Raw genomic sequence first — 16,163 nt, 5'->3', positions numbered from 1 at the left:
TGCTCGATGCGAACCGGGCCCCCGGTGGCGCGTGGCAGCACCGCTGGGATGCACTCAGCATGAACGACGTCCACGGCGTCGCGGAGCTTCCCGGATCCACACCACCGGCGAGAGATGCGAAGCGCGCCAACATCGTGGTCCCGGCATCCTTCGCGGAGTACGAGCGCGCGCACGACCTGCCGGTCATCCGGCCGATCCATGTCGACAGGGTGACCGACGACGATGGGATGCTGGTGGTGCACGCCGGCGGGAGCGAGTGGCGCACGCGCACTGTCGTCAACGCCACCGGAACCTGGACGCAGCCGTTCCTGCCGCACTACCCGGGGATGGAGACGTTCATCGGCGAGCAGATGCACACCGTGGACTATCCCGGGCCCGATCACTTCCGCGGTGAACGCGTGCTGGTCGTCGGCGGGGGAGCATCCGCCGTCCAGTTCCTCGGTGCGCTGGCTCCGATCACCGACACGCTGTGGGCCACCCGTCGTGAGCCGATCTGGCGTGGCGACGATTTCACGCCGGATGCCGGCGCGGCCGCCGTCGCCCTCGTCGAGCAGCGTGTCGCGCAGGGACTGCCCCCGCAGAGCGTCGTGAGTGTGACCGGACTCATGCTGCGCCCGCAGGAGCGCGAAGCGGAGCGGCTGGGCGCCTACGCCGATCGGCGGCCCATGTTCGAGCGGATAGAGCCCGACGGAGTCCGCTGGGCCGATGGTTCGTTCGAACGGGTGGATGCGATCCTCTGGGCGACGGGCTTCCGCCCCGCGATCGGCCACCTCGCGCCGTTGCACCTTCGCAGTGAGGCGGGTGGCATCCAGCTCGATCGCGGCGGGCGGGGGACGACGGCGGTCAAGGATCCTCGCGTGCAGATGGTGGGTTACGGGCCGTCGGCGAGCACGATCGGTGCGAATCGGGCCGGCCGCACCGCGGCCAAGGGCTTGCAGCGGGCGCTGTCGAAGACGACCGCGACCGTCGCCGACGTGCGCGATCTGTGATCGGGAGACACGACGCTCGATAGCCTTGGCCCATGATCCGAATCGTCGTCATGGGTGTCTGGCTGCTCCTGTCGGCCTGGTTGCTGGTCTGGGTGGGCGAAGGTCTCCTGGGCGTCGATCAGCGCTCGTCGATCCTCCCGTTCATGGGCGAGGACACGCTCGGGGCACCGATATTCATCGGGGTGGCGTGGGGGCTCATCCTGACGTTCGGCGGGACGATGGGCGCGCTCGTCCCGCGCGGTCGACTGCGCGGGGAGACCCAGCTCGGCGTCGGACGCGTCATCGATGTGAGCCGCACGGGTCTCACCGTGAACGACGTGCCTCAGTACGACCTCTTCGTGCGGGGGGCGCCCGCCGACGGCCCCGAGTTCGTGAGCCGTCTGAGAACCCTGATCGATCCGGTCGGACAGGGCTCGATCGAACCAGGACTCGTGCTGCCGGTCCGGTACAGCCTCGCCGACCACGATGACGTGGAGATCGCGGACATGGAGAACTCCACCGTGCGCGAGGCGATGCTCGAATGGCGGATCCGACGCGGTCTGATCGCGCCGCATCTCGTGCGCGCTCGGCGGGCAGGACTGCAGGCGCCGGCATCCGTGCTCGCGATCCGACCCACCGGTGTGCGCCGTGAGGGCCAGAGCGAGCTCGCGCTGCGACTGCTCGTTTCGCCGGAGGGGCAGCAGAGCTGGGAGGCGGACACGACCGTCTTCGTCTATCCGGAAGCGCTGTCCCGCGTGCAGGTCGGCTCACCGGTATGGGCGCGCTACCTGCGTGACGACCCTCAGACGGTCGCCATGACGATCGAACGGGAGGACACGGCGTGAACCCCATGGACACCCTGATCTGGCTGCTCAATTTCCCCGTCGGCCACGCCTATCCGATGGTCTTCATCGCGGGGTTCTCGCTCATGGGGCTCGGAGTGCTCTCGTTCCGCGGCGTGGGAGGCGCGAACCCGAAGCTGACGGCGATGCGCGAACGGGAGGGCCTGCCCGAAGCACGCAGTGCCGGTGGCGTCGGACACCTCGCCGCCCGCGTGCAGCGGTTCGGATTCCGCATCCTCGCCGTCGTCATGGTCTCCGGTCTGGTCATGGGCATCCTCGCCCTGACCGGAGTACCGCTGACGCGCGCGTACATCCACGAGAACGGCGTGCCGACGACAGGTTCCATGGACGGTGACTGGGTGACGTTCTCGACGGCGGGCGGGCAGACCTTCACGATCGAGAGCGACTTCTTCTCGCCGGCGGTGTATCCGGACACCGGCGCATGGGTGTCGTCGGACGCTCCTGTCGTCGTGAGATACCTTCCCTCTCACCCGCAGGCGTTCGTCATCGACACGACCCAGCTTCCCCGATGAGCGCGATGCGCGGGCCGGTCCGCACTCCACGGTGCGGGATCGGCCCGTCCGCGAGCTCTGGCCGTTAGCCTGGACATCGAGCCGTCAGACAGGAGATCCTCATGTCCAGAATCATCGTCTTCGGCGGCCACGGCCGCATCGCCCTTCTGCTCGCGCCGCTGCTGGTCGCGAACGGCGACGAGGTGACAGCCGTCATCCGCAATCCCGCGCACACCGCAGATGTCGAGGCAGCGGGCGCGAGCGCGCTCGTGGCCGACGTCGAGGCGATGGATGCTGCGGCACTCGCCGAGATCGTCCGCGGTCATGACGCGATCGTGTGGTCGGCCGGTGCCGGCGGGGGAGATCCGGAGCGCACCTACGCGGTGGACCGTGATGCGGCGATCCGCACCATGTACGCCGCCCCGCTCGCGGGTGTGCGCCGCTACGTGATGGTCTCGTGGCTCGGGTCGAAGGCGGACCACGGCGTTCCGAAGGAGGACTCCTTCTTCGCGTACGCCGATGCGAAGTGGGCCGCGGACGAGCATCTGCGCGGCAGTCAGCTCGACGGCACCATCCTCGGCCCCGGCACGCTCACGTTCGACGAGCCGACCGGACGCATCGAACTGGATCCGCACGGCCGCGGAGCGGTATCACGTGCGGACGTCGCAGCCGTGATCGTCGCGGCTCTCGACGAGCCGCTGACGATCGGTCGGACCATCCGCTTCGGCAACGGCGACGCCGAGACGTCCGAGCCCATCGAGACGGCGCTCGCGCGCTGACCGTCCTGGCACCAGGTCTCAGGGGTGCTTCGACGGCTGCGCGCACATGATCAGCAGTGCGATGCTGCCGAACGGGGCGAGGCAGATGAAGATCCATGCCCAGTGGAAGCCGGCATCGCGCAGACGCCTGACCGTCACGGCCACCAACGGCACGAGCGAGGCCATGGCGAACGCCCACAGCGCGAGCAGCGCCAGCCACCCGACGAACGGGATCCACACGACCAGGAGCGCCGAGAACGCGACGATCAGTGAGGCGAGCTGGGCGTACCAGAACTCGGGGCGGCTCGCACGGCCGTCGAAGCGGGCGTACTTCTGCACGCACACGCGCACCGCGTCGAAGATGTCGCGCACGACCGGACGCGAATCCGCCGGGCCGCGCCAGACACCGACGGGAACGCCCACGGGGACCTGCTGCGGATAGAGCACCATCGGCGCAGCAGCAGGAACGATCGTCTCTGGCACCGGTCGGGTGTGCGCCGTCCACGCGACGCCGTCCCAGTACCGCAGGAACCGTGCTCCCGACGGATCCGGATACCAGTTCGCGGGCTGCACGTGCGGTGTCGACATAGGGTCCCCTCCGCCACACATTCAAGCATGTCGGGCGTCGGATCGCAGACGTAGGGTGGACGCATGCGCCGTCGACTCCCGTACCGCGTCGCCGCGGCATCGGCGGCGGTGCTCGCGGTCTCGATCGCTCTCGCCCCGACAACGGCGGGCGCGACGGCGATGGTCGGCGCGACGGCGCCGGGGACGGCGGGACCGCGTCCGGCGGTGGTCGAGCCGGCGGATGCCGGCGGAGCATCCGAGACGGCAGAGCGGCTCGTGTCGCAGATGACCACTGCGCAGCAGGCGTCGAGCGTCGTGATGGGCCATATTCCGTCCACCGACACGGCGTCCCTGACCGCATACATGGACTCCGGTCTGGGCGGTTTCATCCTGATGGGCGCGAACATCCCGGCGAGCGAGGCCGAGCTGCGGGCGGTGACGGCAGCTCTGACGACCGATCCCGCACGTGCACCGCTGGTCGCGATCGATCAGGAGGGCGGGATCGTCTCACGATTGCCATGGGATGAGTTCTTCGCCTCGCAGACGCTCAAGGACAGGCCGGCCGCCGAGACCGCTGCCGCGTTCGCCGCGCGCGCATCGCTGGTGGCGCGCACGGGCGCCAACGTCAACTTCGGCATCGTCGCCGACACCACGGCCGACAGCTCGTCGTTCATCCACGGCCGCTCGCTCGGAGCCGATCCGGCGTCGGCGGCCGAACGCGTCGCGGCGGCCGTGACCGCAGAAGAGCCGTTCGTCGCGTCCACGATCAAGCACTTCCCCGGCCACGGAGCAGCTCCCGGTGACTCCCACTCGTTGATTCCCCGCACCGACAAGACTCTGGAGGAGTGGCGCCGCACGGACGCCCTGCCCTTCATCGCCGGCATCGACGCCGGGGCCTCGGTGCTGATGTTCGGTCACCTGGACTACGCGGCCGTGGACGCGAAGCCCGCATCGCTCTCCGCGCGCTGGCATGAGATCGCCCGTGATGAGCTCGGCTTCGAGGGCGTCATGGTCACCGATGATCTCGGCATGCTGCAGTCGACCGGCATCGCCGAGTACGCGGATCCGGTCGCGAACGCCGTCGCGGCGATCGTCGCCGGCAACGCCCTGGTGCTGATGATCGCGCATTCCACTCCTGAGACGGCCGATCGGCGCGCGGCGGGCATCGCGGCTGCCGTCGACGACGGCGCACTCGCGGCCGATCGTCTTCAGGATGCTGCGGAGCGCGTCATGACACTGCGACTGGAGCGCGCGGCGTCCGGCGCCGTCTGGGCGCTCTGCGCGACCTGCACTCCGGTGCCCTGACCGTCTCCGAGCCAGGCGGCGAGCAGCAGTCGGCGCAGTGCATTGCCGCGCTCGGCGAACCCGCGCTGGCGGCGCACGTACTCGGCCTTGCCGTCCGCGGTCTCGATGGGCACGGGTACGACGCCCCAGGCGGACAGATCGTACGGCGCGGCCTCCATGTCGAGCAGGCGGATGTCGCGGGCCAGTTCGAACGCGTCGAGCAGCAGCTCGCCCGGCACGAGCGGACCGAGCTTCATGGCCCACTTGTACACATCCATGCCCGCATGCAGGCACCCCGGCTGTTCGAACTCCGGCTGGTCGGCGCGACTGAGCGCACGTCGATTGCGCGGCACGGCCTCCGGTGTGAAGAAGCGGAACGCATCGAAGTGCGTGCATCGCAGCTCGTGCGCCTCCACGACCGCATCGGTACCGCCCTGTCCCAGTCGCAGCGGGGCGGTGTGCCGGTGTTCCGTGTCGCGGTAGACCATCGCCCACTCATGCAGTCCGAAGCACCCGAACTGCCCCGGCCGGGCCGCCGTGCGGCGCAGCATCCGCTCGATGAGATCCGCGAGCGCGGATTTCTCGATCGCGAAGGCACCTGCGTCCGGCATGGCGGAACCCGGATCGGTCCCGGGCGAGTACCAGCGCCAGTCGAGCCTGTCCTGGGCGTCGTCGAGCTGCACTCCGGCTCCGGGATGCCAACGGCGCAACTGCGAGGGCGAGTACGAGTAGTAGGTGAAGAGGAAGTCCCACACCGGATGCTTCTCGCCCCGTCGTGCGCGTTCGCGGTGCGCGGCTGTCAGCGCGTCGACGCGCTCGTGGTGCGCACGCTCGCGCGCCGTCCACGTCACGCGATCGAGAATGAGAGCGGACATCTCGTCAGTGCAGGATGCCCGCGTCGGTGAGGCGCTCCCGGAGCCCGGCCCCGTCGGATGCCGCGACCCACGGCGCCGCGTCGTCGGAGTGGTCGTCCGACTCCGAGCGCCCACCGGCGAGGATCGCCTCGGTCGGCGACAGGCGGCGGATCGCCACACCGGCGACCGAATCGGGGTTCTCCTGCATGAATTCGGTGTAGATCGCCTCGTCGTGCTGCCCGTCGTCACCGATCAGCAGCCACTTCACGTTCGGGAACTCGGCCGCCAGGCGGCGAAGGTTGGTGAGCTTGTGCTCGCGTCCGCTGCGGAACCACCGGTCATGCGTGGGGCCCCAGTCGGTGAGGAGCATCGAACCGGTCGGGAACAGGTGGCGGCTCATGAACCGGCTCAACGTCGGCGCCACGTTCCACGCGCCGGTGGAGAGGTAGATCATCGGGGCGCCGGGGTGCTGGCGCATCAGCTGCTCGAGCAGCACGGCCATGCCAGGCACAGGAAGGCGGGCGTGCTCGTCGACGACGAAGGAGTTCCACGCGGCGATGAAGGGCCTCGGCAGGGCGGTCACCATGACGGTGTCGTCGATGTCGGACAGCACGCCGAAGTCCACCTCGTCACCCACGATGAAGGCCGTGGCCTCGACCGGGGCCTGACCCTCGACCGACATCGTGAACGTCTGCCAGCCGGAGGGCAGCTCCGCGTCGATCACGGTATCGACGACGCCGCCGCGGTCGGCGACGACCTCGTGCGTGCGACCGGCGACGGTGATCTGCACGTTCGCGAAGCTGACGGGGATGCCGACGAAGCTGCGCCAGCCCCGCACGCTGGCGTACTCGCCGTTCTCGGTGCGGCGCTGCGGGGGCACGATCAGCACTCTGCCGACGACGCGCACCCATCCGCTGCCGCCGTATCCGGCGAAGGGCAGCACGGTCGCGGTGCGCCCACGCCGGCGCGCCCTGCTCTCCCGCCAGACGTGCAGGCGGTGCTCCAAACGTGCGAACCAGTGGATCCTGGCGTTGGGGGCGCTGTCTTCGGACATCGCCTCAGTCTTTCATGCCGGAGGAGGCGTCCTCATCTGCGTCCTCCACGACGACATGCATGTGGCGGCTCTCCCAACGCGTGAGCAGTTTCTTGCCGATGAAGATGAGGAGCAGGAACGCCACGATGATGCCGACGAAGATGTAGCCGGCGAAGTGCACCTGGTCGACGAGATCGCGGAAGCTGCCCGCCGCGAGAGAGGTGACGCTGACGTAGGCGGTCGCCCAGATGAGACACGCGGGTGCCGTCCATGCCAGGAAGCGCCGGTAGGAGTACGCGCTCATCCCGACGGTGAGCGGGACGAGGGAGTGCAGCACCGGCAGGAAGCGCGAGAGGAAGATCGCGAGTCCGCCACGTCGCCGCAGGTATCGTTCGGCGCGCTCCCAGTGCGATTCGCCGATCCGTCGTCCGATCCACGATCGCCGGATGCGAGGACCGAGCCACCGCCCCAGCCAGAATCCGATGCTCTCGCCGATCAGCGCCCCGATCACGACGGCGACGACCATCGCCACGGTCTCGACGACGCCCTCCACGCCCATGGACGCGATGATCACGATCGTGTCGCCCGGAACGATGAGGCCGATCAGGATGCTGGTCTCCAGCATGACGGCCAGACCCGCGATGAGCGTGCGAGCGACAGGGTCGACGGCCTGCACGGCGTCGAGGATCCACAGCAGGATGTCGTCCACACGGTCGAGAATACGTGCTCCCGCGCACCGTACGCTGAGAACGTGACCCGCCATCCTCCGCTCGAGCCGCGTCGTACGGACGCGGCCGTCGATGTCGAGACGCTGTTCCGGTCGCTCGCGGCGGTCCACGAGGACGTGTTCTGGCTGGATGCCGGTGCCGGGGCCACGGACGGCTGGAGCATGCTCGGGGTGGGGGAGCGCGACGCGCGCGGGCCGCGGGATGTCCGGCTCGATGCCGCGGGCACCGCCGTCTCCGACGGGCCTCCGCTGCGGGGAGGCTGGGTCGGATGGCTGGACTACGAGAGCGGTGCGGCCGCCGCAGGCGCTCCGGCAGCGCGTTCGGAGGGAGGACCGGCATGGCTGCGCGTGACCGCGGCGGTGGCGGTGGACCACGCGACCGGTGCGGTGTGGGAGATCGGTGAACCGTCGCCGCTCCTGGCCGTGACGAGGGACCGCAACGAGACAGGACGGGTGGAGCGGGAAGCGCATCGACCTGGCGGAGCGGAGGCGCGCACGGCATCCGCTCGTCACACCCCCGGCGAGTACGCAGCGCTGATCCAGCGGTGCCGAGACGCCATCCGCGCCGGTACCGCGTATCAGCTGTGCCTCACCACCCGGTTCCACGTCGATGGCGTGCACGACGAGATCGAGGCGTACCTGCGGTTGCGCACCGCGACTCCCGCCCATCACGGCGGATTCGTGCGCATCGGTGGCAGAGCGCTCCTGAGCGCGAGCCCTGAGACGTTCCTGCATGCGTCCGGCGGCCTGATCCGCACCCGTCCCATCAAGGGCACCCGCCCGCGCGGCGCGGATCCGGCATCCGACCGCGCGCTCGCCGCGGAGCTGCTGGCCAGCGAGAAGGAGCGCGCCGAGAACGTCATGATCGTCGACCTCATGCGCAACGATCTCTCCCGTGTGTGCGTTCCCGGCAGCATCCGCGTCGAAGGACTGTGGGAGGTGGAGTCGTATCCCGCCGTGCACCAGCTCGTCAGCACCGTGAGCGGGCAGGCGGTGGACGGGCTCACGGTCGGGCGGCTGTGGGATGCGGCGTTCCCCGCCGGCAGCATGACCGGCGCTCCGAAGCTGTCGGCGATGACCCGGCTGCACGGGCTGGAGGGTGGAGCGCCCCGCGGTGTGTACAGCGGGTGCTTCGGCTACGTCGGAGTGGACGGCGCGATGGATCTCGCGATGGTGATCCGCAGCATCCTGGTGGACGGTGAGCGCGCGGTGGTCGGTGCCGGCGGGGGCATCACGTGGGGGTCCGATCCCGATGCCGAGGTCGACGAGGTGGCGACCAAAGCGCGGGCCCCGTTGGCGGCTCTGGGCGCGGAACTGCCGGAAGCCTGGCGCCGGTAGGGATCCGATATCCTGGAAGTTCCTGACTTCTGCAGTTCGAAATGAATCTGTGCAGTCCGCTCCCTGAGATTGGCCGTTCGTTGTCTGAAAATCTGTCGTCCTCCGCCGAGCCCGTCGACGAGTCGTCGTCGGCGCACGCCATCCAAGCCAAGTGGCAGAAGTACTGGGCGGACGATGAGACGTTCCTCGCAGGAGGCGCCGACGACAGCCGCCCGCGCAAGTACGTGCTGGCGATGTTCCCGTACCCCTCGGGCGACCTCCACATGGGGCACGCCGAGAACTATCTCTACTCCGACATCGTGGCGCGCTTCTGGCGTCACCGCGGCCACAACGTGCTGAACCCGATCGGCTGGGACTCGTTCGGCCTGCCCGCCGAGAACGCCGCTATCCGCCGCGGCGCAGATCCTCGCGAGTGGACGTACCAGAACATCGCGCAGCAGAAGTCCGCATTCCAGTCGTACGGTGTGTCGTTCGACTGGAGCCGCGAGCTGCACACCTCCGATCCGGAGTACTACCACTGGAATCAGTGGCTGTTCCTCAAGCTCCACGAGCGCGGGCTGGCGTACCGCAAGAAGAGCCCCGTCAACTGGTGCCCGAACGACCAGACAGTGCTCGCGAACGAGCAGGTCGTTGACGGGCGCTGCGAGCGCTGCGGCGCCGAGGTCATCAAGAAGAAGCTGACGCAGTGGTACTTCAAGATCACCGATTACGCCGACCGTCTGCTGGACGACCTGAATCAGCTCGAGGGATCGTGGCCGCACAAGGTGCTGCAGATGCAGCGCAACTGGATCGGTCGCTCGATCGGTGCGGACGTCGACTTCGTGATCGAGGGTCGCGATGAGCCGGTGACGGTCTTCTCGACGCGCCCCGACACCCTGCACGGTGCGACGTTCTTCGTGGTCGCCCCGGACGCCGACCTCGCGTCCGAGCTGGTGGCGGATGCCTCGGATGAGGTGCGCGAGAGCTTCGCGGAGTATCTGGCCAAGGTGCAGAAGACCACCGACATCGATCGGCAGGCCACCGACCGGCCGAAGACCGGCGTGTTCCTGGAGCGCTACGCGGTCAACCCCGTGAACGGCGAGAAGCTGCCGATCTGGGCCGCCGACTACGTGCTCGCCGACTACGGTCATGGTGCCGTGATGGCAGTTCCCGCCCATGACCAGCGCGACCTCGACTTCGCACGCGCCTTCGACCTGCCTGTCAAGGTCGTCGTCGACACCACCGCGCCGATCACGGGCGCCATGCCGGTCATCGAGGTCGACGACGACGGCGTGCCGATCGACACGCTGCCGAGCCTGGACGACCAGCATCCGTCGGTCACCGGCATCGCCCTGACCGGTGAAGGCCGGATGATCAACTCCGGAGACCTGAACGGTCTGTCCAAGCGCAACGCGGTCGCTCGCGCGATCGAGCAGCTCACCGCGAACGGCACGGGCCGTGCGGCGAAGAACTACCGCCTGCGCGACTGGCTGATCTCTCGTCAGCGGTTCTGGGGCACGCCGATCCCGATGCTGCACCACGAGGACGGCGAGGTGACGCCCGTTCCCGAGGCTCAGCTGCCGGTCACGCTGCCGAGCGTGGAGGGTCTCGACCTGTCGCCGAAGGGCACGTCGCCACTGGGGGCGGCGGAGTCGTGGGTGCGGACGGTCGACCCCGTCTCCGGAGACCCGGTGCTGCGCGATCCCGACACCATGGACACGTTCGTGGACAGCTCGTGGTACTTCCTGCGGTTCCTCTCACCGAACAGCGACCAGTTCGCGTTCGACGCGAAGGAAGCCGCACGCTGGGCTCCCGTCGACACGTACATCGGCGGTGTCGAGCACGCGATCCTGCACCTGCTCTACGCGCGCTTCATCACCAAGGTGCTCTTCGACATGGGGCTGATCGACTTCACCGAGCCGTTCTCGAGCCTCATCAACCAGGGCATGGTGATCCTGAACGGCGCGAAGATGTCCAAGAGCAAGGGAAACCTCGTGCTCTTCCAGGACGAGCTCGGCGCATACGGTGCGGATGCCGTGCGCGTAGGCATGGCCTTCGCAGGGCCCGTCGAGGACGACAAGGACTGGGCCGACGTCTCGATGACCGGCGCCCAGAAGTTCCTCGCGCGTGCGCTGCGCGTCAGCCATGACGTCGCGAGCCCTGTCGACGTGCTGTTCAAGGGCGGGGATGCCGCGCTGCGCCGCGGTACGCACCGCCTGCTCGCCGACGCGCCCGCGCTGGTCGAGCACACGAAGTTCAACGTGCTCGTCGCACGACTGATGGAACTCGTGAACCTGACCCGCAAGACGATCGACGCAGGCAGCGGCGCGGCGGACCCCGCAGTGCGCGAGGCCGCTGAGACGGTCGCCGTGATGCTCGACCTCATCGCTCCGCACACCGCGGAGGAGATGTGGGAGATCCTCGGGCACGAGCCCTCCGTCGGACTCGTACCCTGGCGTCAGGCCGATCCGACGCTGCTCGTGGAGGACTCGGTCACCGCGGTCGTGCAGATAGCCGGCAAGGTGCGCGCGCAGCTCGAGGTGCCCGCCCGCATCAGCGAGGCGGAGCTCGAGGCGCTCGCACGCGCGGACGAGCGCGTCATCCGTGCGCTCGGTGACAAGGAGATCGTGCGGGTCATCGTTCGCGCTCCGAAGATCGTGAGCTTCGCCGTCAAGGGCTGAGGCTCGGCGACCGCTGCCCAGTCGCTCTGCACCGGAATCCGATCGGCTGAACTGTCCACGGACCAGGGGAATCCGGCGACCGCGCGAGCGGCCGTGCGCCTAGCGTTGCGGGGTGCCAGCGACTGAACACGTGCCCGTCCCCGCGGCGCGATCGAGGCTGCGACTGAGCATAGGTGCCGCCGTCGTGCTCGGGCTCGTCGTGCTGTCGGCCGCGGTCGGACTCGGCATCATGCGAGGTCAGGCGCAGCCGGTGCAGAACGTGCCGCTCACGGAGACCTCCGAGGACGTCGCCGTCGACGGCGAGCTGTACGTGCACGTGCTCGGGCAGGTCGCGCAGCCCGGCCTGTACATGCTCGAGCTCGACGCCCGCGTCGTCGACGCCCTCGCTGCGGCCGGAGGGACTCTCGACGACGCCGACCTCCAGTCCGTCAATCTCGCCAGGCCGCTCAGCGACGGCGAGCAGCTGATCGTGCCCGTGGCGGGCGCGGCGGAGCCGGGAGAGGCGACGGCACCCGTCGGTGACGGTCTGATCGACCTGAACAACGCCGATCAGGCGGCTCTGGAGACTCTTCCGCGCATCGGACCGGCCTTGGCGCAGCGGATCATCGAATGGCGCGACACCAACGGTCGGTTCCAGTCGGTCGACGACCTTCTCGCGGTGCCCGGCATCGGCGAGAAGATGCTCGCCGGTCTCGCGGAACTGGTGCGGGTGTGACGGCCGGTATCCGATCGCGCGACCTGCGGCTCGTGCCGATCGCGGCCGTCGTCTGGGCCGTGTCCCTGATCTGCGTGTTCCTGCCCGGCGCACCATGGTGGTGCGTGATCGGGTGCGCACTGGCGGGTGCGGCGGCGTTCGGGATGCTGGTGCGCGCGCACATGCGCGGTGAGGTGCGAGCGCGGGGCGGACTGCTCGCCGTGCTCGCGGTGGCCGCTGCGGCAGCGGCCATCACGGCGGCGCTCGCGATGCCGCAGCGTGAGATCGCCGGGGAGCTCGATGGGCGGGTGGTCGACGTCTACGCCGAGATCTCGTCGTCGTCCACGAGCGGGAGCGACGGCCTGGCGTGGTTCGACGCGCAGACGACGCATGCGGGCACTCCGAACCGTCCCGAACCCCTGACCGTGCCGATCCGCATCGGAGTGGAACGCGTGCCGGGGCTGGACCTCGGCGCCGTCATCCGTGTCACGGGGCAGGTCATGATCACGGATCCGGGTGAGCGCGCGGCGCTGGTGATGTTCGGCACCGAGGTCGAGATCATCACCCCGGCGCAGGGCGTCTTCGCCGTCGCGGCTCAGGTGCGCGAGGACTTCGTCGCGCGTGCGGTCCGGCTGCCGGAGCCGGGCGCCGGGCTGCTGCCGGGACTCGCCGTCGGGGACACCAGAGCGGTGACGCAGGAGCTCGACGACGCCATGCTCGCGTCAGGGCTGAGCCATCTCACCGCGGTCTCCGGGGCGAACTGCGCGATCGTGGTCGGCGCGGTGTTCTGGCTCGTCGCGCTGTGCGGCGGCGGGCGCACGCTGCGGGTCGCCATCGCGTTGAGCGCTCTCGCCGCGTTCGTCGTGCTCGTGACGCCCGAGCCCAGCGTGATCAGGGCCGCGGTGATGGCGGCCACGGCGATGCTCGCCGTTCTCTGCGGTCGGCCGAGCGCAGGCGTCGGAGTGCTCTGCCTCGCTGCGACCGGCATCCTCATCGTCGATCCGTGGCTCGCCGCGACCCCGGGGTTCGCCCTGTCGGCGGCGGCGACCGGGGCGTTGATCGTGCTCGCGCCGCCGCTGGCGCGCGGTCTCACCAGATGGATGCCGCAGCCGCTCGCCCTGGCGATCGCGATCCCGCTCGCAGCGCAGCTGGTCTGCGGACCGATCATCGCGCTGTTCTCCGAGCAGCAGTCGATCGTCGCGATCATCGCGAACATGATCGCCGATCCCGCTGCGCCGCTGGCCACGGTGATCGGTCTGCTCGCGTGCCTGGCTGCGCCCATTCCGCTGCTGGCCGATCTGCTCGCGGCGTGCGCATGGCTGCCGGCTGCGTGGATCTCCACGACCGCAACGGTGACGGCAGGGCTGCCAGGAGCGCAGGTGGCGGTGATCCCCGGCATCCCGGCCGCGCTGCTGGTCGCGGTGCTGAGCGCCGCGACCGGCATGGTCCTCTGCACGGACGGGATCGCTGCGCGCCGTGGCGTGCGCGGCGTCTCGGGCCTGGTGCTCGTCGTCGCCCTGGCACTGGCCGGCGCTCGGATGCTGCTCACCGGTCCGCTCGTGGGCGCCACGGTGCCGGAGGCATGGGCGATCGCGGCCTGCGATGTCGGGCAGGGCGATGCGCTCGTGGTCCGATCGGAGCGGCAGGTGGCGCTGATCGACACCGGGATGGAGGTGGAGCCGCTGTCGTCGTGTCTGAACGCACTCGGGATCGGCAGGATCGATCTGCTCGTGCTCACCCACTTCGACGCCGATCATGTCGGCGCCGCGTCTTCGGTCGTGGGCCGCGTCGGCACAGTGCTGCACGGCCCGGTGGGATCTCCGGAGGACGCGCTTCTGCTGAGCGAACTCGAGAGCGGTGGCGCGGCGCTCGTGGAGGCATCGACCGGGATGCGCGGCACTCTGGGCGCGTCATCGTGGCGGGTGCTGTGGCCGCGGAAGGATTCGGCGGCGTTCCCTGCGGGCAACGACGCCAGCGTCGTGCTCGAGTTCGACGGGGGAGAGGTGCCGCGCTCGCTCTTCCTCGGCGATCTCTCGGCCACACCTCAACGGATGCTGCGCGAGCAGCTGCGCGGCGCGTACGCGGTGGTGAAGGTGGCTCACCACGGCAGCGCCGATCAGGACACCGGCCTGTACGAGCTTCTCCGGCCGACTGCGGCGATCTTCAGCGCCGGCGCGGACAACGACTACGGTCATCCGAGAGCGGAGACGCTGGCGCTGCTGGATGCGGCAGGCGCCGTGCCGCTGCGCACCGATCTGCAGGGACGGATCCTGATCGGCCTGGACGCCGACGAACTCGTGCTGTGGACCGAGCGCACCGCTGATCCCGTCGATGCCGGTGAGCCCGCCGACGAGCCGGTCGATGTCGATGACCACCGGTAAGCTCGGATCATGGCCGCTCCCCGTTCTTCAGCCCGTGGCGGTGCGAAGGCGACCAAGATCCCGCAGGTGTCGTGGCGAGACCCGCGGCCGGCGCCGATCGTGCTGGTGTTCGGACCCGAAGAGGTCTGCGCCGAACGCGCGATCGCGGGTATCCGCGACTATCTGCGCGCTGAAGACCCTGCGCTCGAGATCAGCGACGTGCGCGCCGACGATTACGCGCCGGGCACGCTCCTGTCGCTCACCTCGCCCTCGCTGTTCGGCGAGCCGCGGCTCGTGCGCGTGTCCGGAGTGGAGAAGTGCTCGGACGCCTTCCTGCAGGAAGCCGTCTCGTACCTGGCGAACCCGCAGGAGGGCGCCACCGTGCTGCTGCGTCACACCGGCGCCAGCGTGCGCGGCAAGAAGCTGCTCGACGCGCTACGGGCCGGAACCGGCGGCGGCATCGAGATCCCGTGCCTCGCGGTCAAGCGCGACGGCGATCGCGTCGACTTCGCGGCGGGTGAGTTCGCGGCCGCGAAGAAGCGCATCGCACCGGCAGCGCTGCGCGCACTCGTCTCGGCTTTCGCCGATGACCTCACCGAGCTCGCTGCGGCCTGTCAGCAGCTGATCCGCGACGTCGACGGCGACATCGCGGAAGAGACCGTGACCAAGTACTACGGCGGGCGGGTCGAGGTCTCGGCGTTCGTCGTCGCCGACACGGCGATCTCGGGGCGATACGGTGAGGCTCTCATCGCGCTGCGGCACGCGCTCGACTCCGGAGCGGATCCGGTGCCGATGGTGGCGGCGTTCGCCATGAAGCTGCGGACCATGGCACGCGTGGCCGGCCAGCGCGAACCGAGCCGCAGCCTCGCCCAGCGGCTGGGCATGAAGGACTGGCAGGTCGATCGGGCCAGGCGCGACCTGAGCGGATGGAACGAGCGCTCCTTGGGCCTCGCGATCCAGGCCACCGCGCGGGCGGACGCAGAGGTCAAGGGCGCGGCGCGCGATCCGATCTTCGCGCTGGAGCGCATGGTGACGGTCATCGCCACCCGCGCGCCGTTCGGGGAGTAACTCAGGCGCGCCTGAGCGAGCGCCCGAGAAACGAAAGAACCCGCCCCAGCGGGACGGGTTCTTTCAGACGTTCTCAGTTCAGAGAGCGGCGACCTGCTTGGCGATCGAGGACTTGCGGTTCGCAGCCTGGTTCGCGTGCAGCACGCCCTTGCTGACGGCCTTGTCGAGCTTCTTCGACGCGACCTTCAGCGATGCCTCGGCAGCAGCCTTGTCGCCCTTGGCGATGGCCTCGCGGGTACCACGGACGAGGGTCTTGAGTTCGCTCTTGACGGCCTTGTTGCGCGCCGTAGCCTTCTCGTTGGTCTTGTTGCGCTTGATCTGCGACTTGATGTTTGCCACGCGTGGAAACTTTCGTTCAGGGATGGATGGGATGTGCCGTAAGCAGGAAGAGGGCTGCTGTTCGGCGGTCGTGAGGGAAGAACCCACACGCAAGCCAAGAACCAACTCTACCAGGTCTGACGGGATTCCATCGCGCGCCACTGTCGCTGAGCCCCGTGC

The 16,163-nt window shown here is 69.3% G+C and carries 15 protein-coding genes; 10 read left to right on the top strand and 5 right to left on the bottom strand.

What is annotated here, in order from left to right; genetic code table 11:
- From ACNPNP_RS09735 to ACNPNP_RS09720, 4 genes are all read left to right on the top strand, one after another.
- Positions 1 to 989 (top strand): flavin-containing monooxygenase (locus ACNPNP_RS09735; RefSeq protein WP_448965823.1); only part of this gene is annotated, 989 nt, incomplete at its 5' end.
- Between the two features lie 32 nt (positions 990 to 1,021).
- Positions 1,022 to 1,813, top strand: a complete 792-nt coding sequence (locus ACNPNP_RS09730) for a hypothetical protein (RefSeq protein ID WP_448965822.1) — start codon at positions 1,022 to 1,024, stop codon at positions 1,811 to 1,813.
- Positions 1,810 to 2,343 (top strand): hypothetical protein, encoded by a 534-nt coding sequence (locus ACNPNP_RS09725; protein WP_448965821.1) that lies wholly within the window; start codon positions 1,810 to 1,812, stop codon positions 2,341 to 2,343. Before ACNPNP_RS09730 ends, ACNPNP_RS09725 begins: the two co-directional genes overlap by 4 nt.
- A gap of 101 nt (positions 2,344 to 2,444) precedes the next feature.
- A complete protein-coding gene (locus ACNPNP_RS09720) occupies positions 2,445 to 3,101 on the top strand; it encodes an SDR family oxidoreductase (RefSeq protein WP_448965820.1) in 657 nt (218 codons plus the stop codon).
- Between the two features lie 18 nt (positions 3,102 to 3,119).
- On the opposite strand, the gene ACNPNP_RS09715 is transcribed toward ACNPNP_RS09720, so the two are convergent.
- Positions 3,120 to 3,668 carry a DUF805 domain-containing protein gene (locus tag ACNPNP_RS09715; protein ID WP_448965819.1) on the bottom strand — a complete coding sequence of 183 codons (549 nt, stop codon included), beginning with the start codon at positions 3,666 to 3,668 and terminating at the stop codon, positions 3,120 to 3,122.
- Between the two features lie 63 nt (positions 3,669 to 3,731).
- Here ACNPNP_RS09715 and ACNPNP_RS09710 point away from each other — a divergent pair, with 63 nt between their 5' ends.
- On the top strand, positions 3,732 to 4,952 hold the full coding sequence (locus ACNPNP_RS09710; protein WP_448965818.1) for a glycoside hydrolase family 3 N-terminal domain-containing protein: 1,221 nt from the start codon (positions 3,732 to 3,734) through the stop codon (positions 4,950 to 4,952).
- Here the strand turns inward: ACNPNP_RS09710 and ACNPNP_RS09705 are convergent.
- From ACNPNP_RS09705 to ACNPNP_RS09695, 3 genes are read right to left on the bottom strand one after another with little or no spacing between them, the layout of a single operon-like run.
- Positions 4,856 to 5,806, bottom strand: a complete 951-nt coding sequence (locus ACNPNP_RS09705) for a 3-methyladenine DNA glycosylase (RefSeq protein ID WP_448965817.1) — start codon at positions 5,804 to 5,806, stop codon at positions 4,856 to 4,858. The genes ACNPNP_RS09710 and ACNPNP_RS09705 overlap by 97 nt on opposite strands.
- A 4-nt stretch (positions 5,807 to 5,810) precedes the next feature.
- Positions 5,811 to 6,839, bottom strand: coding sequence for an App1 family protein (locus ACNPNP_RS09700; RefSeq protein ID WP_448965816.1), 1,029 nt, complete (start codon positions 6,837 to 6,839; stop codon positions 5,811 to 5,813).
- Between the two features lie 4 nt (positions 6,840 to 6,843).
- Positions 6,844 to 7,527: a DedA family protein gene (locus ACNPNP_RS09695; RefSeq protein ID WP_448965815.1), complete on the bottom strand. Its 684-nt coding sequence runs from the start codon at positions 7,525 to 7,527 to the stop codon at positions 6,844 to 6,846.
- A gap of 42 nt (positions 7,528 to 7,569) precedes the next feature.
- Between ACNPNP_RS09695 and ACNPNP_RS09690 the strand changes: the two genes are divergently transcribed.
- The 5 genes from ACNPNP_RS09690 to holA all read left to right on the top strand — a co-directional run bounded on the left by ACNPNP_RS09690 (position 7,570) and on the right by holA (position 15,665).
- Positions 7,570 to 8,883 (top strand): anthranilate synthase component I family protein, encoded by a 1,314-nt coding sequence (locus ACNPNP_RS09690; protein WP_448965814.1) that lies wholly within the window; start codon positions 7,570 to 7,572, stop codon positions 8,881 to 8,883.
- A gap of 41 nt (positions 8,884 to 8,924) precedes the next feature.
- The gene (gene leuS / locus ACNPNP_RS09685) at positions 8,925 to 11,543 is read left to right on the top strand and encodes a leucine--tRNA ligase (protein ID WP_448965813.1); all 2,619 of its coding nucleotides are present in this window, start codon (positions 8,925 to 8,927) and stop codon (positions 11,541 to 11,543) included.
- Positions 11,544 to 11,655: 112 nt separating this feature from the next.
- Positions 11,656 to 12,258 (top strand): helix-hairpin-helix domain-containing protein, encoded by a 603-nt coding sequence (locus ACNPNP_RS09680; protein WP_448965812.1) that lies wholly within the window; start codon positions 11,656 to 11,658, stop codon positions 12,256 to 12,258.
- The gene (locus tag ACNPNP_RS09675) at positions 12,255 to 14,618 is read left to right on the top strand and encodes a ComEC/Rec2 family competence protein (RefSeq protein WP_448965811.1); all 2,364 of its coding nucleotides are present in this window, start codon (positions 12,255 to 12,257) and stop codon (positions 14,616 to 14,618) included. Before ACNPNP_RS09680 ends, ACNPNP_RS09675 begins: the two co-directional genes overlap by 4 nt.
- A gap of 9 nt (positions 14,619 to 14,627) precedes the next feature.
- The gene (gene holA / locus ACNPNP_RS09670; protein ID WP_448965810.1) at positions 14,628 to 15,665 is read left to right on the top strand and encodes a DNA polymerase III subunit delta; all 1,038 of its coding nucleotides are present in this window, start codon (positions 14,628 to 14,630) and stop codon (positions 15,663 to 15,665) included.
- A gap of 78 nt (positions 15,666 to 15,743) precedes the next feature.
- On the opposite strand, the gene rpsT is transcribed toward holA, so the two are convergent.
- A complete protein-coding gene (gene rpsT, locus ACNPNP_RS09665; protein ID WP_448965809.1) occupies positions 15,744 to 16,004 on the bottom strand; it encodes a 30S ribosomal protein S20 in 261 nt (86 codons plus the stop codon).
- Between the last annotated feature and the right edge of the window lie 159 nt (positions 16,005 to 16,163).

The organism is Microbacterium xerophyticum (genome assembly GCF_053543555.1).
Note: the sequence above shows the minus strand (reverse complement) of the source record. Positions and strands in the feature narration are given on the sequence as shown.